17 protein-coding genes are annotated in these 17758 nt (G+C 71.4%); all 17 read left to right on the top strand.

Annotated elements, in window-relative coordinates:
- Window positions 1-3 precede the first annotated feature (3 nt).
- The 17 genes from ABIC51_RS13225 to ABIC51_RS13145 are packed head-to-tail and all read left to right on the top strand — an operon-like array spanning window position 4 to window position 17747.
- Complete coding sequence (locus tag ABIC51_RS13225; protein WP_175861673.1) at window positions 4-1107, top strand: hypothetical protein; 1104 nt, start codon at window positions 4-6, stop codon at window positions 1105-1107.
- A 58-nt stretch (window positions 1108-1165) separates the two neighbouring features.
- A complete protein-coding gene (locus tag ABIC51_RS13220; protein WP_006481176.1) occupies window positions 1166-1420 on the top strand; it encodes an acyl carrier protein in 255 nt (84 codons plus the stop codon).
- 7 nt (window positions 1421-1427) lie between these two features.
- Window positions 1428-2321, top strand: coding sequence for a hypothetical protein (locus tag ABIC51_RS13215; protein WP_321939128.1), 894 nt, complete (start codon window positions 1428-1430; stop codon window positions 2319-2321).
- Between the two features lies 1 nt (window position 2322).
- Window positions 2323-2946 carry a hypothetical protein gene (locus ABIC51_RS13210; RefSeq protein WP_027792014.1) on the top strand — a complete coding sequence of 208 codons (624 nt, stop codon included), beginning with the start codon at window positions 2323-2325 and terminating at the stop codon, window positions 2944-2946.
- Window positions 2947-3930 carry a ferritin-like domain-containing protein gene (locus ABIC51_RS13205; protein WP_021164011.1) on the top strand — a complete coding sequence of 328 codons (984 nt, stop codon included), beginning with the start codon at window positions 2947-2949 and terminating at the stop codon, window positions 3928-3930.
- A 3-nt stretch (window positions 3931-3933) separates the two neighbouring features.
- Entirely contained in the window at window positions 3934-4914 is a 981-nt protein-coding gene (locus ABIC51_RS13200) for a ketoacyl-ACP synthase III family protein (RefSeq protein ID WP_027792016.1), read from the top strand.
- Window positions 4904-6079, top strand: a complete 1176-nt coding sequence (locus ABIC51_RS13195; RefSeq protein ID WP_175853804.1) for a PLP-dependent decarboxylase — start codon at window positions 4904-4906, stop codon at window positions 6077-6079. Before ABIC51_RS13200 ends, ABIC51_RS13195 begins: the two co-directional genes overlap by 11 nt.
- 24 nt (window positions 6080-6103) lie before the next feature.
- Entirely contained in the window at window positions 6104-7678 is a 1575-nt protein-coding gene (locus tag ABIC51_RS13190) for an acyl-CoA ligase (AMP-forming), exosortase A system-associated (RefSeq protein ID WP_354006502.1), read from the top strand.
- A complete protein-coding gene (locus tag ABIC51_RS13185) occupies window positions 7675-8766 on the top strand; it encodes a hypothetical protein (protein WP_049097861.1) in 1092 nt (363 codons plus the stop codon). Before ABIC51_RS13190 ends, ABIC51_RS13185 begins: the two co-directional genes overlap by 4 nt.
- Entirely contained in the window at window positions 8766-10616 is a 1851-nt protein-coding gene (locus ABIC51_RS13180; protein ID WP_175899670.1) for an acyl-CoA dehydrogenase family protein, read from the top strand. The genes ABIC51_RS13185 and ABIC51_RS13180 overlap by 1 nt, the downstream gene beginning before the upstream one ends.
- A gap of 1 nt (window position 10617) precedes the next feature.
- On the top strand, window positions 10618-11862 hold the full coding sequence (locus ABIC51_RS13175) for a citrate/2-methylcitrate synthase (protein WP_354006501.1): 1245 nt from the start codon (window positions 10618-10620) through the stop codon (window positions 11860-11862).
- 38 nt (window positions 11863-11900) lie between these two features.
- The gene (locus tag ABIC51_RS13170; protein ID WP_146253032.1) at window positions 11901-12563 is read left to right on the top strand and encodes a class I SAM-dependent methyltransferase; all 663 of its coding nucleotides are present in this window, start codon (window positions 11901-11903) and stop codon (window positions 12561-12563) included.
- Window positions 12564-12566: 3 nt separating this feature from the next.
- On the top strand, window positions 12567-13640 hold the full coding sequence (locus ABIC51_RS13165) for a TauD/TfdA family dioxygenase (protein WP_354006500.1): 1074 nt from the start codon (window positions 12567-12569) through the stop codon (window positions 13638-13640).
- Between the two features lie 13 nt (window positions 13641-13653).
- Window positions 13654-14667: an ATP-binding cassette domain-containing protein gene (locus tag ABIC51_RS13160; protein ID WP_021160284.1), complete on the top strand. Its 1014-nt coding sequence runs from the start codon at window positions 13654-13656 to the stop codon at window positions 14665-14667.
- Window positions 14660-15739, top strand: a complete 1080-nt coding sequence (locus tag ABIC51_RS13155; RefSeq protein ID WP_059697031.1) for an ABC transporter permease — start codon at window positions 14660-14662, stop codon at window positions 15737-15739. Before ABIC51_RS13160 ends, ABIC51_RS13155 begins: the two co-directional genes overlap by 8 nt.
- 44 nt (window positions 15740-15783) lie before the next feature.
- Window positions 15784-16326, top strand: a complete 543-nt coding sequence (locus ABIC51_RS13150) for a permease (protein WP_301764644.1) — start codon at window positions 15784-15786, stop codon at window positions 16324-16326.
- Between the two features lie 2 nt (window positions 16327-16328).
- Window positions 16329-17747 carry an FAD-binding oxidoreductase gene (locus ABIC51_RS13145; protein ID WP_354006499.1) on the top strand — a complete coding sequence of 473 codons (1419 nt, stop codon included), beginning with the start codon at window positions 16329-16331 and terminating at the stop codon, window positions 17745-17747.
- Window positions 17748-17758 lie beyond the last annotated feature (11 nt).

Raw genomic sequence — 17758 nt, 5'->3', positions numbered from 1 at the left:
CCCATGTCCACGCTTTCCGCCCCCGCTTCGTCCGCCGACCTGCCGCCGCCGCTGCTGCTGCGCGTGGCCGACCAGGCCGCGTATCCGGTGCTGCGCCACCTCGACACGATCGGCACCATCGGCACGCCGCCGCGCGCGGCCGCCCGGCTCGTCGAGGCGGCCGCCGTGCGGCTGCTCGACAGCGAGATGGTGATCGCGCTGCGCGCCGCCACGCCGGACGTGCTGCCCGATTCGTCCGCGTCGACGCCGCTGCGGCACGACGAGGCGCCGCTCACCGAAGCGCTGCTCGGCCAGATCGAACGCGAAGGGTTTCATCACCTGTTCAAGCCGTTCATGCGCGCGTTCATCCGCATCATGTTCGGGTTGTTCTTCTCCGACGACCAGAACCGTCGCGCATGCGACTGCATCGACAGCGGCCACAACTTCGCGTTCCTGATGAGCGACGGCGGCGGCCCGACCCTCGCCGCCTGGCGCACGGTCGTGCGCAGCGACGATAACGGCCTTGCGCTCACCGTCGACAAGGTGTGGGGAATCGAAGCGCATCGCGACTGCATGGCGGTCGTCGCCGCGCGGCTGCCGGGCGTGATGTTCCCGGCCGCGTACCTCGTGTGGCCCGACGAGTACCGCAAGCTCAAGCGCACGACCTGCGGCGCGCCGTTTCTGGCGGGCAACCTGCAACTCGCGAACGTCGGCGGCCAGGTGCGCGTGAGCGCCGAGGATCGCCTGCGGATCGGCGGCCCGACCGTGTTCAACAAGTACCTGACCGTCGTGCGCCCCTACTTCGTCCGCGCGTTGATGGCGCACGTCGAATGGCTCGCGCAAACCGGCCGCGTCGAACTCGACGCCGACGCGCGCGCCGTCCACCGCTTCATCGCGGACGCCGCGCGCAGCCAGACCGACGACGCGCACTACAGCTTCGGCAAGGTGCAGCGCGTGCTCGCGATCAAGCTGCTGTCGAACGAGTTCCTGACGGCGCTCGTGCGCGACGGCCGGGTCGCGACGTTCGACGACCAGCGCGACCTGCTGGCGTTTTCGAAGATGGAAGGCAGTTCGTACCGTTGTTATCACGAGCTTCGCAAGAGCCTGCGCTGCGAAGCCGGCAGTTGACCCACGCGACAGGCCGATCGATCCCGATCAACCCACTTCATTACCAGGAGCTCCTCTCATGACGACCCAGAACGTTCCGGCCGACGCGCTCGACATCCTGTCCCGCGAAGTCGCGAAGATCCTCAATGTCGAGACCGTCGACACCGACGCCGGCATCGGCGAACTCGGCATCGATTCGCTGAACATCGTCGAGCTGATCGTGTTCTGCGAACAGCTCTACGGTTCGATCGACCCGGAAGCGCTGAACATCACGCAGTACACGACGCTGCAGCAGCTCGACGCGCAACTGCGCAGCCAGCAGCACGCCGCCTGACACGACGATGCTCGCGCCCCTTGCGACCGTGGCGGCCGCCGCCGCCGAGCCGCTCCCGGCGGCCCCGGCGACCGCGCTGACCGTGCAGGCGCTCGCGTACCGGCGCGTCGCGCCGTCACGCGACGGCGCGGCCGTGCCGCTCGACGACACGGCCCGCGCGATCGGCTCGCTCGCGTGCGCCGAACGCGAGCGGCTGTGCGGCGCGGTCGGCGCGGACGACTACGTGGTCAGCTCGACGATCCTGTCGATGCTGCTGATGAACGATTCGCCGCAGCATCGCGTGTTCGCGCAGGCGCTCGCGGGCGCGAACGACTACACGCCCGACTGGATGACCTGTTCGTACGAATGCGCGGGCTGGGGCTACGTGCTGCGCCGCGCGCTCGCCACCGCCGCCGAAACCGGGCCGCGCACGCTGCTGCTGCAGATCGTCGACGTCGACGTGCACGGCTATACGTACTGGCACGGCAACCCCGCGTGGGGGCGTTCGGGCTTCGGCGTGTGCACGCTGCTCATCGACGTCGGCCGCGAAGCGTCTCCGGCCGCACCGTCGGTACTCGCGGACGCCGCGCCGCCGGCCAGCGCGGTCGTGCGGCTCGGCCGCGACATCCGCACCTTCTGCGCGGCCCGCCCCGGCGTGCACGCGGCGCTGCCGTTCTTTCCGGCGACGTCGCGCCGCGCGCTGCTCGCGTCGGTCGGCAAGACGCCACTGCTGCCCGACGGCCACGGGCTGTTCGGGCATGCGTTCGGCAGCGACCCGTGGCTGTCGGTGCTGCTCGCGCATCGCGACGGCGACACGCCGCGCCGCGCGGCCGTCTGCTCGCTCGCGCTGAACGGCTATTACGCGGTCGCCGACGTCGCATTCGCGCCGGACGCGACGTTCTCTCTCGACAGCGAGGCATGACATGGTGCGGCCCGTTCACTTCACCTACCGGATCGAGCGCGATGCGCGGCAGCCGGTCGCGGTCGCCGCGAGTGCGTACCGGATGCCGCTCGACACGCCGGCCGACTATGCGCGCGCCGCGCTCGCGGAAGCGGCCGGCGAACCGTACGACGCCGGCGACGCATCCGGCGGCGAGCGCCGCGTGCTGCTCGACCACGTCCAGTATTTCGCGTTCCTCGCGGAAGCGACCGCGCGAATCCGCGACGCGGTGCATCCGGACGCACGCGTGTTCATCGAAGTCTGCGCGCCGTACTTCGGCGCGCTGCCGGCCGAACTGCTCGCGCCGCACGTGCTGCTCGGCGTGCACCTGTACGACGAAGCGTTGCGCGATGCCGCGCGCGGCGCGCCCGTCGTGTGGATCGGCGACCGGATCCTGCGCGATGCCGAGTTCTCCGGCGACAACCGCGTGTGCTGCGCGATCTGGCCCGCGCGGCTCGCCGATGCGTTTGACGCGCAACTGCGCGGCGCATGGCCGTCGTACGCGATCCGCCTCGTGCCGCATCCGCCGACACCGCGCGCCGCCGCCACGACGCTTACCGATTCCGCCCATCATTCCGGCGCCGCCGCGCGGCCGGGGAGACCCTAAATGACTGACACGCTCACCGTTATGCAGGACACGGCCGACATACGCTGGTCGATGCCCGTCGACGCCCTGATGTCGAACGACTACGCGCTGCGCGAAGAGGCGCTGAACCGGCTTTACGAAAAGGCGAAGGCCGCGCAGTGGGACGTCGCGACCGACGTCGACTGGAGCCACGACCTCGACCCGGCGAATCCGCTCGGCATGCCCGACCCGACGCTGCTGATCTACGGCACCGAGCTGTGGAGCAAGCTGTCCGACGCCGACAAGCGCGAGGTGCGCCATCACGCGCAGGGCTGGCTGCTGTCGCAGATCCTGCACGGCGAGCAGGCCGCGCTGATCTGCGCATCGAAGCTCGCGTCGGCCGAGGATGGCCTGAGCGCGCGCCTGTGCGCCGCCGCGCAGATGATGGACGAAGCGCGCCACGTCGAGGCGTACGCGAAGCTCGTCAACGAGAAGCTCGACGTCAGCTACCCGATGAGCCGCTCGCTGAAGGGGCTGCTGCACGACACGATCACGAGCAGCGCGCTCGACATGACGAACCTCGGGATGCAGGTGCTCGTCGAGGGCATCGCGCTGTCGATCTTCCAGAGCGTCGTCGCGTACAGCACCGATCCGTTCATCAAGGATCTCTTCCTGCGGATCCAGCGCGACGAGGCGCGTCACTTCGCGGTCGGCCGGATCACGCTGTGCCGCGTGTATGCGGAGATGAGTTCGACCGAGCTGCGCGAGCGCGAGGAATTCGTCTGCGAAGGCGCGGCCGTGCTGTACGAGCACCTGTGCGCGGACGACATCTGGGAGCCGATGGGCCTGTCCAAGCGCGAATGCAGCGCGATGGTGCGCGAGTCGCCGGTCTCCAGCTCGATCCGCCGCTCGATCTTCCGGCGCCTGGTGCCGACGATCCGCGAGATGGGCCTGCTCACGCCGACCGTGCAAGCGACCTTCGAAAAACTCGATGTTCTCGACTACGCGGCAATGCCGCTCAACTGAACCATGACGAACTCCTCCCAAGCGTCACGCGATTTCTGGATCGGTATCGACGCGGTGGCCTACGAACTGCCGGGCCTGCCCGTCGACATCGAGGCGTGGGCCGCCGAGCGCGACTACCCGGCGCAACGGGCCGCGGCGATCGCGCAGTCGGGCAGCCGCTACTTCCACATGGCGCTCGACACGAGCGAGACCGAGCTCGCGATCGCGGCGGCGGGCCGCCTGCTCGACACCGCGCGCGTGCATCCGTCCGACATCGGCGCGATCGTCCACGTGCACACCCAGCAGTTCAGCGTGCCGCCCGCGCCGCGCAGCCTGCCGCACGAGCTCGCCGCGCAGCTCGGCATCGAGCCGCTGTGGCTCGGCTCGGTCGCGCAGCTGAACTGCGTGTCGGTCGCGGCCGGCATCGAGACCGTTCGCGCGCTGATGCGTCGTTATCCGCAACTCGACGCGGCGCTCGTCGTGTCGTCCGACCGCGTGTACGGCGAGGATTACCGGATGCGGCAGATGACGGGCGTGCAGTGCGACGGCGCGGCCGCGATGCTGATCGCGCGCAACAGCACGAAGAACCGGCTCGGCGGCATCGCGATCGAGACGCACGCGAAATGGCATCGCGGCTCGGACACCGTCGCCGCGAACGAGGCCGACCTGATCATGATGGAGTGGCCGTACACGCGCAAGGCGATCGACGCGGCGGTCGCGCTCGAACCGCACGCGCTCGACGCATACGAGCTCGTGCTGCCGCACAACGCCGACCTGCCGGGCTGGAACGCGCTGTGCCGCGCGATGCGCGTGCCGGCCGAGCGGCTGTATGCGGAGAACATCCATGCGCGCGGCCATGCGTGCTGCTCGGATTTCCCGATCAACCTGGCCGACGTCGGGCTCGACGCGGTCGCGCGCGGGCAGCGCGTGCTCGGCGTGATGCAGTCGAACTGCGGCGCGTATGCGGCCGCCACGCTTCATCCGGTGGGCCGCCATGACGCCTGAGCGCCCGCTTCCACCCGCCGGCGACCACGCGTGGATCGCCGACCTGCGCACGCCGTGCTACGTGTACGAGCCGGAAGTCGCGATCGCGCGCTACCGGTCGCTGAAGGCGCGGCTCGGCACGCGGCTGATCGTGTCGCTGAAGGCGAACCCGAACCAGGACATGCTCGCGCGCTGTGCCCATGCGTACGAGGACGGTGTCGAACTCGCGAGCCGCGGCGAACTCGACGCGGTGATCGGCCGGATCAGGACGCCGCGCTACCTGAACAACCCCTCGATGGACGAGATGTTCATGCGCGCCGGGCTCGCGTCGCGCTGCCATTTCGTGCTCGACAACCCGGATGCGGTCGCGCGCTTCGTGCCGCTGGCGCGCGAAGCCGCGGCCGGCGGCAGCACGCCGGGCCCGGTACTGCTGCGCGTGAATGCCGGCGCGCTGGCCGGCGACGACGCGCGGGCGCTGTGGCACGACCACTTCGGGATGACGCCGAACGAGGCGCACGACGCGGTGCGCACGCTCGCCGCCGCCGGCCTGCCCGTTGCCGGGCTGCACGTGTTCTCCGGCCCGCATTCGTTCATCCGCCAGGACGCGACGCAGCCCGACACGCTCGTGCTGCCCGAGCGGCTCGCGGCGCTCGCCCGCGATCTCGCGCCGGCCAACGGCGCACCGCTCGGCTCGCTGAGCCTCGGCGGCGGTTTCGCCGACGATCACCCGGGCGATGCCGCGTTCGAGCGCTATGCGACCGCGCTCGCCCCGCTGGCCGACCGGTACTCGCTCGCGCACGAATCCGGCCGCGCGATCTTCGCCGACGCGGGCGTGTTCGCGACGCGCGTCGTCGCGGTCAAGACATGGCAGGACCGCACGATCGCCGTCTGCGACGGCGGGCTGTCGCATGCGTTCCTGCTCGCGCAGACCGAATCGGTGATGCGCCGGCTGGCCGCGCCGTCGCTCGTGCGCCGCACGCCGGCACCGCCCGCGCGCGGCGTGCCGACGATCTACGCCGGCAGCACGTGCAGCCGCGCGGACGTGATCGGCCGCGACGACACGGGCGCGCCGCCGCAGGTCGGCGACATCGCCGTGTTCGCGCGCTGCGGCGCCTATCACCGGACGTACTCGATGGCGCATTTCCTGTCCCACGAAGCCGCGCACGTGTACGTGCGGCCCGCCTAGACCCACCAGAGAGAGGAGCCGATCATGAACGCCCTGATCAGCATCGCCGACCTGCTCGACCACGGCGCCGCGCGCTGGCCGCATCATCCCGCGTATGCCGACGGCGGCGGCACGATGACCTACGAACAGCTCGCGCGCGCGGTCCGCCGCGCGGCCGCCGCACTCGCGTCGCGCGGCGTGCGGCCCGGCGAGCGCGTCGCCATCTACGCGCCGAAACGCATCGAAACCGTGGTCGCGATGCTCGCGGCCAACGCACTCGGCGCGATCTTCGTGCCGGTCAATCCGCAATTGAAGGAAGCGCAGATCGAACACATCGTCGCCGACAGCGGCGCGGCACTGTTCATGACCGGCGCGCAGCGATTGAAGCGCCTGCCGGCGATCGCCGCGCTCGTCGGCACCCGCACGATGCTGATCGAGGAGCTGGCCGATGCGATCGCCGCGTCCGACGCCGGCGCTCCGGCGCCGTTCGCCGCCGGCCGCCCGGTGGACGACGATCCCGCCGCGCTGCTCTACACGTCCGGCTCGACCGGCAAGCCGAAAGGCGTGGTCGTGTCGCATCGCAACCTGGTGTCGGGCGCGTTCAGCGTCGCCGCGTACCAGGGGCTGGCCGACGACGACGTCGTGCTCGGCGTGCTGCCGCTCAGCTTCGACGCGGGCCTGAGCCAGCTCACGACCGCGCTGGCGTCCGGCGCATGTTATGCGCCGCTCGACTTCCTGCAGCCGGCCGACGTGCCGCGCCATTGCGACGCGTTCGGCGTGACGTCGATCACCGGCGTGCCGCCGCTGTGGATGCAGCTCGCGTCGGCCGGCTGGAGCGATACGGCGCGCACGCGAATCCGCCGCTTCGCGAACACCGGCGGCCATCTCGCGACGCCGCTGCTGCACCGCCTGCAGGCGCTGTTCACGCACGCCGCGCCGTACCTGATGTACGGACTGACCGAAGCGTTCCGTTCGACGTACCTGCCGCCGGCCGACGCGGCGTTGCGCCCGACGTCGATCGGCAAGGCCGTGCCGAACGCCGAGATCCTCGTGCTGCGTGCGGACGGCAGCGAATGCGCGGCCGACGAGCCCGGCGAACTCGTGCATCGCGGCGCGTTCGTCACGCTCGGCTACTGGAACCGGCCCGAGCTGACCGCGCAGCGCTTTCGCCCGCTGCCGCGCCGGCACGGCGAGATCCCGCGCCCCGACGTCGCGGTGTGGTCCGGCGACATCGTGCGGCGCGACGCCGACGGCTACCTGTACTTCGTCGCGCGCGGCGACGACATGATCAAGACGTCCGGCTACCGCGTCAGCCCGACCGAGGTCGAGGACGTGCTGTTCGCGCTGCCCCACATCCGCGAGGCGGCGGTGTTCGGCGTGCCGCACGCGTCGCTCGGCGAGGCGATCGCCGCGTGTGTCGTGTCGACGCTCGACGCCGACGCGTGCCGCGCCGACATCGCACGCGCGTGCCGTGACGCGTTGCCGACCTACATGAGCCCGCTCGTCGTCGAGCCGCTGCCGGCGCTGCCGCGCAACCCGAACGGCAAGATCGACCGCCCCGCGCTGAAAAACCAGTATCGCGACGCGTTCGCGCACACGAACGAGGAGACCGCCGCATGACCCTGTCGACGCTCGATGAAACCTGCCTCGGCGCGCGCCGCGTCGCCGAGCCCGGCACGCTCGCCCTGTCCGGCGGCGTCGTGGTGCTGCCGCCCGCCGTCGTGTTCAGCGCGATCCAGGCACAGGAGCGCCATCCCGGCTACCGGCACCTGCTGCTGCCGCAGGCGCGCTTCGCGCGGCCGCGCGGGATGGGTGCGCTGACGCCCGAGGAAGGCACGCGCCTCGCGCCGGGCGGCCGGCCCGCGCTGCGGGTCGCGCCGCCCGGGCGCAGCCTCGCCGATCTCGCCGCCGACGCCGCGCTCGACCTGCGCGACCAGCTCGGCTCCGGGCAACTGGCCCGCACGACCCACGTGATCGTCGCGAGCTGCGCGCTCAACGAAGGCATCGGCGACTCGGTCGTCGGCCGCATGCAGTACGAACTCGGCCTGCAGCGCGTGACGCCGTTCGCGCTCGGCCAGAACGGCACGCTCGGCTGGTATTCGGCGCTGATGCTGCTCGACGGGCTGCTCGACGAAGGCGACCAGGCGCTCGTGATCCTCAGCGACAAGTGGCTCTACCCGTTCTTCCGCCAGTTCGGCGACCTGGTCGGCTACGGCGACGCGGCTGCCGCGCTGCTCGTGTCGCGCGCGGGCCCGGCGCCCGAGCCGGCCGACTGGGGTGGCGTGCGGTCCGTCGCGCTCGAGTTCGGGCCGTCGATCGCCGATCCGTGGGCCGACGCGCCGGGCGCGCTGCGCGACACGCTCGCGCCGCTCGCCGCGCGCGCGATCCGCCGCGCGCTCGACATGGCCGGGCTGCGCGCCGACCAGATCGACTGGTGCGTGCCTCCCGGCTTCGATCCCGGTTTCGCGGCGCGCGTGGCCGACGCCGCGTCGATCCCGGTCGGCGCGCGGATCCAGCACGACGGATCGGGCCACCTGTCGTCGGCCGAATCGGCGGCCGCGCTGATCCGGCTCGCCGGTGCGCTCGACGAAGGCGAGCGCCGCACGGTGCTCGTGTGGGATGCGGCACTGCATGGCGCGGCGGCGGCGGCCGTCGTCGACCTCGCCGGCGGCCTCGATGCCGCGCTCGATATCGAAGGAGACGCATGATGAGCGCCTACAAGGTCAGCCTGCGCGAACTGCGCTTCTTTCTGTGGGAACTGTTCGAAGCCGACAAGCAGTTCCTGGCGGAACACGGCCTGTACGGCACCCACGACCGTGCGTCGATCGACGCGCTGCTCGAACGCGCGCGCGACTTCGCGCTCGACCTCGGCCGCAGCTACCAGCAGGCGGACGTCGAGGGCTGCACGCTGCTCGACGACGGCCAGGTGCGCATTCCGTCGCATTTCCACGCGTTGTGGGCGCGGTTTCGCGACGAATGGTCGAACACGCTGTTCGGCACCGCGCACGGGCTGCCGCCGATCGTCACGCAGATGATCTACGAGATGTTCATGGGCGCGAACCCGTCGTTCATGACGTACGGCGGCTTCACGCGCCCCGCGGTCAAGCTGCTGCAGATGCACGGCACGCCGCACCAGAAGGCGCTGATCGCGCCGCTCGAGGCGTACCGCTGGGATGCGTGCTTCTGCGCGACCGAGCCGCAGGCCGGCACCGACCTCACCGCGGTCGCGCTGCGCGCGACGCCGCTCGAACGCGACATCTACGCGATCGACGGCGAGAAGGTCTACATCTCGGCCGGCATGCATGAACTGACCGAGAACACGCTGTATTTCGTGCTCGGCCGCATCGACACCGCGTCGCCCGATTCCTTCTCGCTGTCGTGCCTCGTCGTGCCGCGCTTCTGGCCGGACGAGGAAACCGGCGAATTACAGCCGAACCACGTCGACTGCATCGGCCTGCCGCGCAAGATGGGGCTCAAGGGCTGCGCGAACACGCACCTGGTGTTCGGCGCGAACGGCACGACCCGCGGCTGGCTGCTCGGCGGCCGGCGCAACGTCGGCCTGCTCCAGCTGATGCCGCTGATGAACCAGGCGCGGATGAGTACCGGGATGTTCGGCGTCGGCGTCGCGTCGAGCGCGTACCTGCACGCGGTCGAGTATGCGGGCCGCCGGCTGCAGGGCCGGCCGATCGAGCGCGCGTCGAACACCCATGCGGCGCGCGTCGCGATCGTCGAGCACGCGGACGTGCAGCGCATGCTGGTCGACATGAAGAGCCGCGTCGACGGCTGCCGCGGCCTGCTCGGCAAGCTCGCCGCGACCGCCACGCGCGCGGCGATGCTCGAAGCGACACCCGACGCCGATCCGGCCGAAATCGAGCGCCACCGCAAGCTGCAACTGCTGCTGACGCCGGTCTGCAAGGCGTTCATCTCCGACCAGGCGTGGCGGATCTGCGAAACCGCGATCCAGGTGCACGGCGGGCTCGGCTACACCGACGCGAGCCCCGTCGAGCAGAACGCGCGCGACGTGAAGATCCTGTCGATCTGGGAAGGCACGAACTACATCCAGGCGCAGGACCTCGTGCGCGACAAGCTCGGCTTCGGCCGCCATTCGCGGCTGATCCAGTACTACCGCGACGAACTGGACGTGTTCCTTGCGCGCCAGCATCACACGGGCACGCATGCGGAGCTGCGCCCGCTGTTCGACGCGCTGCGCACGGGCGCCGACCGGATCGCCGCCGCGCTCGACGACATCGCGCGCGACGTGCAGGACGGCCACACGCACCGCAGCAGCCAGTTCTACACGCGTTTTCTCGAGATGTTCGGCGTCGTCACGTCGGCGTGGGTGCTGCTCGAATCGGCGACGATCGCCGCGCACCGGCTCGATGCGCCGGATACGGCCGACACGCCGGCCGAACTCGCGTTCTATCGCGGCAAGCTGAAAAGCGCGCGCTACTACTTCGCGAACGTGCTGCCCGTGGTCGACCAGCACGCGGCCGTGATCGCCGCGATGGCGCACGCGGCGATCAGCGTCAGCAGCGAAGAACTCGCGCAGGCGGAATGACATGGACACGACACTCGATTCCGGCACGAACGCTTCGGCCGCCTCGACCGGCGACGCCCCGCGCAACCTGCTCGGCCGCCCGGCAACGCGCCATCGCGGCACCGACATCGACGGCGCGACGCTCGAGCCCGAAGCGCTGCGCGTGCGCGATCTCGACCTGAACGCGCTGATCGGCGCGACGACCTTCGAAGGCGCGCTCGCGCACCTGTGGTTCGACGTCGCGCCGGACAACGCGGCTCATGGCAAGCACGAGGCGGCGATCCGCACGCGGCTCGCGGCGTTCGCCGAGGCGCTGGCGCCCGGCTCGGCCGCGCAGTCCGTCGCCGCGGATCTCGGCGCGGCGGGTGTCGCGCCGGTGTTCGCGGCCGCGTCCGGCCTGTTGCGCGGCTTCGACGACGTGACGGCACGCATGCCCGGCAACGCGCCGGACGATGCCGATCTCGACACGATGCTGCTGTGCGCGGCGGCCGCGCCGTTCCTGCTGCACGCGGCGATCGAAGGCCGCCCGTTTGCCGCCGGCACCGACGGCGGCGCTTCGCTCGATACCGCCGCGACGCAAGCGCAACGCATGCTCGTGCTGACCGGCGCGACGCGCCACGATGCGCAGGCGCAAACCGCAATGGACATGCTGCTCGTCGCGTGGCACGCCGGCTTCGGCTACATCACGCCGACCGTGCTCGCGCCGCGCGTCGCGATCGGCACCGGCGTCACGCTCACGCAGGCGATCGCGTCCGGTTTCCTCGCGAGCGGCCCGTCGCACGTCGGCGCGGCACTCGAAGCGATGCACTGGCTCGCCGCGCTCGCACGCTCGGCCCCGGGCGGCATCGACGCACCGCCCGCCGCGCTCGACGCCGCCGGCCGCGCGGCGATCGATGCGGCGCTCGACGCGAAACACACGCTGTACGGCTTCGGCCATCCGCTGTTCGTCGCCGATCCGCGGCCGCCGCACATGCGCGGCCTGTTCGCCGCGCACGGCTTCGACGGCGCGTACGTGACGCTGTTCGACGCGTGCTGCGCCCAGGCCGACGCCCGTCGCGCGTTGCGGCCGAACATCGATTTCCTGACGGCCGCGACGCTGCTCGAACTCGGTGTCGCCGCGCCGTCGTGGGGCGTCGGTGTCGGGCTCGGCGCGCGCATCGCGGCGATGGCCGCGCATGCGGTCGAGCGCCGGCGCCGCCCGGCTTTCGGCGTCAACAGCGCGACCGCGCGACGGCTGCTGGCCGCCGTGCCGGTCGGCTGGCTGTGAACCTTCATCCATCGGCACCATTCAGCAAAAGGAACGTCATGCTGCTCAAGAACCTGCGCCCGGCGAACGACTACGATCGCTTCGCCACCGAAACGCTCGAACCGTGGGACCTGCTGTTCATCAGCCGCATCCGCCAGCTCGCGCGCGGGATGACGCCCGGCGTGATCGCCGACATCGGCACGGCCACCGGCGTCGTGCCGGTGCGGCTCGCCACCGACCCGGCGATGCGCGGCTGGCGCTACGTCGGCATCGACCTCGATCCGGCGATGCTCGACGAAGGCCGCCCGCGCATCCGCGAACTCGATCTCGACGACACGATCGAGATGCGCGTCGGCGACGCGCTCGCGCTGCCGTTCGACGACGGCACGCTGACGATGGCCGTCGGCCGCGCGACGCTGCACCACCTGCCCGACAAGGCGCTCAGCCTGACCGAGATGTATCGCGTGCTGGAGCCGGGCGGCATCGCGCTCGTGCACGACATGCGCCGCGACGCGCCGCAGCACCTGCTCGACCGCTTCACCGAGATGCGCGCCGCCGCCGACTATCCGCCGACCCACGTCGAGGAAAAGATCACGCTCGACGAAGCGCACACGCTCGTCGCCGAAGCCGGCCTCGCGGACGTCGCGTCGATCTACAGCCCGAGCGCCGGGCTCGGCGCGCTCGGCTTCGAGATCCTGCTGAAGAAACCGGCGCTGGCCTGAGCGATGACCGACCTCGCCTTTCTCGCCGCGCACGCCGCCGTGCGGCTCGGCGCCGACGACGTGCACTGCGCGGCGGTCGCGCCCGGCGCGACGCTGCCGCTGTGCGTGACGCCGCGCAGCGCCGAGCTCGCGACCTCGCCCGAGATGTTCGTCGCGTGGTACCGCTCGCGGCTCGACACGATCGACACGCTGCTCGACGCGTGCGGCGCGCTGCTGTGGCGCGGTTTCGCGGTGCCCGACACCGCCGCGTTCGGCCGCCTCGGCGCGCTGTATCCGGCGCACGCGAACGGTTACACGGCGGGCGCCGCGCCGCGCAAGCAGATCGACGGCCAGGTGTACGAATCGACCCGCATGCCGCCGCCGTTCAAGATCGGGCTGCACCAGGAGATGGCCTACATGCCCGCGTTCCCGCGCCTCGTCGCGTTCTATTGCCGGCGGCCGGCCGATGCGGGCGGCGAAACGCCGATCTGCGACATGCGGCGCGTGACGGCGCGCGTGCCGGCCGCGCTGCGCGAACGGTTCGCCGCGCGCGGCGTGATGTACCTGCGCAACTTCGCGGCGCCCGGCGATCGCGCGGACGGCCTCGCCGCCAACCCGAACCTGCCGTTCGCCGAATACCACCGGCCGTGGCACGACGCGTTCGGCACGCTCGACCGCGACGAGGTCGAGCGGCTGTGCGCGGAACGCGGCGTCGGCTGCCGCTGGCTCGACGACGGCAGCGTGACCGTGTCGCACGTCGGCAGCGCGCTGCGCGCGCATCCGCGCACCGGCGAAACCGTCTGGTTCAACCAGGCGAGCGCGCAGCACCCGAACCCGCGCTCGATGGGCGAGCTCAGCTACCGCTACCTGCAGCGCATGTACGGCGCGCGCGCCGCGTTCCCGTACGAGATCCGCTACGGCGACGGCTCGCCGATGCCGTTCGACGATCTCGTCGCGATCTACGACGCGTTCGACGAAGAGGAACTCGCATTCCCGTGGCAGGCCGGCGACGTGCTCGTCGTCGACAACATGCTGGTCGCGCACGGCCGCAACCCGTACCGGGGCGCGCGCGACACGCAGGTCATGCTGTTCGACTGACAGGAAGCCGACGATGAGCGATTCGTTCCTCGCCTCCGTGCGCGCGCTGTTCGGCCCGCACACCGCGTTCGACCGGCCGCTGCGCACGGCCTCGCAGCCGCTGCCCGATGCGCACGCGCCGGGTGCGGCGCTCGGCGCACGCGCGATCGACGTCGCGGCCGGCGATTTCCGTTTCTCCGCGCGCCACGTGCGGTTCCGGCTCGGCGCGGTCACGGCGATCGTCGGGCCGAACGGTTCCGGCAAGACCACGCTGCTCGAAACGCTGCTCGGCTTCCGGCGCGGCGGCACCGACGTGCGCGTGCTCGACGTGCCGGCCGCGCGCTTCATGCGCGACACGCCGTCGCTGCGGCGGCTCGGCGCGCAGCTGCAGAAGGTCGAGTATCCCGACCATCTCCGCGTGTCGGAGATCGTCGCGCTGCACCGCGCGATGTACGTGCACGCGGACGCCGCGGTCACGGAGGCGCTCGGCATCGCCGAACTGCTCGACAAGCCGTGCCGCGCGCTGTCGAAGGGGCAGCGCCAGCGCGTGGATCTCTACGTGGCGCTCGCGCACCGCCCCGAACTGGCCGTGCTCGACGAACCGTTCACCGGCCTCGACCGTCGTTATGCCGGCGTCGTGATCGACCTGCTGCGCCACCGCGCGCGCGGCACGAGCGTCGCGATGATCTGCCACGCCGAGGAGGAGCTTGCCGTCGTCGACGATCTCGTCTGGGTGCGCGACGGCGGCGTGCGCTACCAGGGCGACAAGGACGCGCTGCGCGCCGAGCTCGTCGGCGAAGCGCGCGCGGTCCTGCATTGCCGCGACGAAGCCGACGCGCGCGCGCTGCGCAAGCGGCTCGCGGCGCTGCCGGGCGTGACCGGCGTGCGCGTGTCGGCCGCGCACGTCGTCGAGGTGTTCGGCGATGCGACGCTGCATCCGAACGTGCACCGCATCGTCGGCGAACAGGGCATCCAGCATCTCGCGCTCGCGCCGAGCACGCCGGGCGACCTGCTGCGCCTCTGTACCGAGGGCCCCGTCCATGACTAAGGTGTTCCTGATTCTCGTGCGCAACGAGCTGCTCGGTTATCTGCGCAGCCGCTCGTCGCTGTTCTGGACGCTCGTGTTCCCGGTGTTCCTGCTGAGCGTGATGCTGTTCGCGTTCGGCGGATCGGGGTCGCTCGGCACCGCCGACATCGCGTTCGACGTGCCCGGCGGCGCGACGCCGTACAGCCGCGCATGCGAAGCGCAGATCGTCGCCAGCCTCACGCACAGCGACACGGTGAAGGCGACCTTCGGCGGGCACGGCGCGGCGGCCGATCGCGTAACCGTCGTGCTCGGCGCCGACGAGCGCACGCCGGCGACGATCCGCTACGACTTCAACGGCTCGCTCGCGGTCAAGGCCGCGTCGCGCGTCGTCGAGATCGCGCTCGCCCGCTGCGCCGCGCAGCGGCTCGGGCTGCCGGCCGCGCAGGCGCGCTTCGAGAACGCGGCACCGGCGCGCCGCCCGTTCGACTATGGCGCGTTCTTCGCGACCGGCATTCTCGTGATGGCGTTCATGGCGATCGGCCTGAACTCGACGACCACCGCGATCGCGTCGCTGCGCGAACGCAATACCTTCAAGCTGTACGTGTGCTTCCCGGTCTCGCGCGGCGTGTTCCTCGCCGCGCTGATCGTCGCGCGGATGGTGATGATGGCGCTGTCGGCGCTCGTGCTGCTGACGGTCGCACGCGTCGCGTTCGGCATCGCGCTGCCGATCGCGACGCCGGACGGGCTGCGCGCGTTGCCGATCGTGCTGCTCGGCGCGGCGATGGTGCTCAGCATCGGCGTGCTGCTCGCGAGCCGCACGCGGTCGCTCGCGGCCGCCGAACTCGCGTGCAACGTCACCTACTACCCGCTGCTGTTCTTCAGCGACCTGACGATCCCGATGCACGACGCACCGGCCTGGCTCAAGGCGGTACTCGCATTCCTGCCGACCAACCAGTTCGCCGTCGCGCTGCGCGGCGCGCTGGTCGACGGCGCCCCGTACGCGCAGCTCGCGCCGCAACTGCTCGGCATGACCGCGAGCACGGCGCTGTTCCTGTTCGCCGCCGCGCGGCTGTTCCGCTGGCACGACGCATGACGCATGACGCGTCGCCCATTGTTTCGACGAAGGAGAATCCCCCGATGAAATCGAGCAATCCCATCACCGACTACCTGCTGCACGCGAGCAACTTCCTGCCGGCGATCGTGTTCCTGTTCTACGGCCGGCTCGGGCCCGGACAGCCGGACGTGCGCTGGACGCACGCGTTCGTGATCGGCGGCGTGCTCGCGCTCGTGCACGGCGCATGGCTGATCCGCCGCGCGGACCGCAACAGCATCGCGATCGGCGTCGACCTGTTCCTCGTGATCGGCGCGGTGCTGGCGCTCGTGTCGCCGACAGGTAGCCGTTTGTGGGGAGAAGAACTCGGGCCGGCCGCGATGCTCGTCTGCGTGCTGGTCGTCGGCATCGTGCATACCGCGTGGTCGGACGGCGGGTTCGTCGACGGCACCTTCGTCGACCATGCGCGCGCCCGTTCGCTGTCGATCGTGCTGCTCGCCGTCACCGTCGTCGCGCTCGCGGTGTCGATCGCGATGCGCCACAGCCCGCTGTGGGGCGGCGTCGTGCCGCTGATCGCGCTGGTCGTCGTGCGCGGCCGCCTGCGCAAGCAGCTCGTGCGGGCCGGCTGACGATGAGCGCGCTGCCCGACCGCGCCGCCCAACGGCACGCGCTCGCCGCGATGCTCGGCGACGGCTGGCTCGACGGTGCGTCGGCCGAATCGTGCGAGCCGTACGCGACGGACGTGACGCTGCACAGCGGCGTCGCGCTCGGTGTCGCGCGGCCGGCGTCGACCGCCGACACGAGCGCGCTCGCGCGGGTCGCCGTCGCGCACCGCGTCGCGCTCGTCGCACAGGGGGCGCGCACCGGGCTCGTCGGCGCCGCCGTGCCCGATCGTAGCGGCACGCAATGCGTGGTGTCGTTCGACCGGATGCGCGCCGTTCGCGCATTCGACGCGGCGAATCGCAGCATCACGGTCGAGGCCGGCGCGCGGCTGTCCGACATCAACCGCGTGGCGGCCGACGCCGGCCTCTGCCTACCGATCGACCTCGGCAGCGATCCGGCGGCCGGCGGCCTCGTCGGCGCCAACGCGGGCGGCAGCCGGCTGATCAAGTACGGCGACGTGCGCCGCAACGTGCTCGGCGTCGAAGTCGTGCTCGCCGACGCGGCGGGCACCGTGATCGACGCGCTCGCGCCGCTGCGCAAGCGCAACGCGGGTTTCGACGTCACGCAATGCTTCATCGGCGCGAACGGCGCCCACGGGCTCGTGACGGCCGTGTCGTTCGCGCTCGCGCCGCTCGAACGGTCGTCGTGTGCCGCGTTCGTCGCGTTTGCGTCGTACGACGCGGCGCTCGCCGGCCTGCTCGCGTTCGAGCGCGCGTTCGGCGAGATGCTGTCGGCGTTCGAATTCATGTCAGCCGCGGCCGTCGGCTGCGTCGCCGCCGCGTTTCCGGCGCTGCGCATTCCGTTTGAAGCCAACGCCGCCGCATGCTACGCGCTCGTCGAGATCGCGACCGGCATGCCGGGGCTCGACGGGCTGCTCGAGGAACGCACGATTGCGACGCTCGACACGCTGGCGGGCGAACGCGTGGTACTCGACGCGGCCTGCGCGCCGGCCGAACGGTTCTGGCGGATCCGCGATGCACTGCCGGTCGCGGTTGCGCAGCACGGCATTCCGCTGTCGTTCGACGTGTCGTTTCCGCGCGGCGCGCTGGCCGCATTCGTCGCCGATGCCGAGCGATGGATCGCGGCGGCGCATCCGTCGCTGCGCTGTCACACGTTCGGTCATTTCGGCGACGGCGGCTGCCATCTCGTCGTGTCGATCCCCCACGCCGACGCGGAGCGCTACGGGCCGCTGCAGCAGGTGGCGCTGCGCGGCGCGCTGTACGAGCGCGTCGTGCGGGCCGGCGGCTGCTTCAGCGCGGAGCACGGCGTCGGGCCGGTCAACGTCGCGTATTACCGCAAGCACGTGCCGGCCGCGCAACGGGAACTCGCCGCCGCCGTCCAGCACGCCGTCGACCCGTTGGGGTTGATCGGGCGTGTGCGCTATTGATGCGCCGTTTC

The sequence above is a fragment of the Burkholderia sp. 572 genome (assembly GCF_040545135.1).
Classification (GTDB): Bacteria; Pseudomonadota; Gammaproteobacteria; order Burkholderiales; family Burkholderiaceae; genus Burkholderia; species Burkholderia cepacia.
This window is presented reverse-complemented; position numbering and strand designations above follow the sequence as displayed.

Coding starts and splice junctions, on each gene's coding strand:
- ABIC51_RS13225 (WP_175861673.1), top strand. CDS start 4: ATGTCCACGCTTTCCGCCCCCGCTTCGTCCGCCGACCTGCCGCCGCCG.
- ABIC51_RS13220 (WP_006481176.1), top strand. CDS start 1,166: ATGACGACCCAGAACGTTCCGGCCGACGCGCTCGACATCCTGTCCCGC.
- ABIC51_RS13215 (WP_321939128.1), top strand. CDS start 1,428: ATGCTCGCGCCCCTTGCGACCGTGGCGGCCGCCGCCGCCGAGCCGCTC.
- ABIC51_RS13210 (WP_027792014.1), top strand. CDS start 2,323: ATGGTGCGGCCCGTTCACTTCACCTACCGGATCGAGCGCGATGCGCGG.
- ABIC51_RS13205 (WP_021164011.1), top strand. CDS start 2,947: ATGACTGACACGCTCACCGTTATGCAGGACACGGCCGACATACGCTGG.
- ABIC51_RS13200 (WP_027792016.1), top strand. CDS start 3,934: ATGACGAACTCCTCCCAAGCGTCACGCGATTTCTGGATCGGTATCGAC.
- ABIC51_RS13195 (WP_175853804.1), top strand. CDS start 4,904: ATGACGCCTGAGCGCCCGCTTCCACCCGCCGGCGACCACGCGTGGATC.
- ABIC51_RS13190 (WP_354006502.1), top strand. CDS start 6,104: ATGAACGCCCTGATCAGCATCGCCGACCTGCTCGACCACGGCGCCGCG.
- ABIC51_RS13185 (WP_049097861.1), top strand. CDS start 7,675: ATGACCCTGTCGACGCTCGATGAAACCTGCCTCGGCGCGCGCCGCGTC.
- ABIC51_RS13180 (WP_175899670.1), top strand. CDS start 8,766: ATGAGCGCCTACAAGGTCAGCCTGCGCGAACTGCGCTTCTTTCTGTGG.
- ABIC51_RS13175 (WP_354006501.1), top strand. CDS start 10,618: ATGGACACGACACTCGATTCCGGCACGAACGCTTCGGCCGCCTCGACC.
- ABIC51_RS13170 (WP_146253032.1), top strand. CDS start 11,901: ATGCTGCTCAAGAACCTGCGCCCGGCGAACGACTACGATCGCTTCGCC.
- ABIC51_RS13165 (WP_354006500.1), top strand. CDS start 12,567: ATGACCGACCTCGCCTTTCTCGCCGCGCACGCCGCCGTGCGGCTCGGC.
- ABIC51_RS13160 (WP_021160284.1), top strand. CDS start 13,654: ATGAGCGATTCGTTCCTCGCCTCCGTGCGCGCGCTGTTCGGCCCGCAC.
- ABIC51_RS13155 (WP_059697031.1), top strand. CDS start 14,660: ATGACTAAGGTGTTCCTGATTCTCGTGCGCAACGAGCTGCTCGGTTAT.
- ABIC51_RS13150 (WP_301764644.1), top strand. CDS start 15,784: ATGAAATCGAGCAATCCCATCACCGACTACCTGCTGCACGCGAGCAAC.
- ABIC51_RS13145 (WP_354006499.1), top strand. CDS start 16,329: ATGAGCGCGCTGCCCGACCGCGCCGCCCAACGGCACGCGCTCGCCGCG.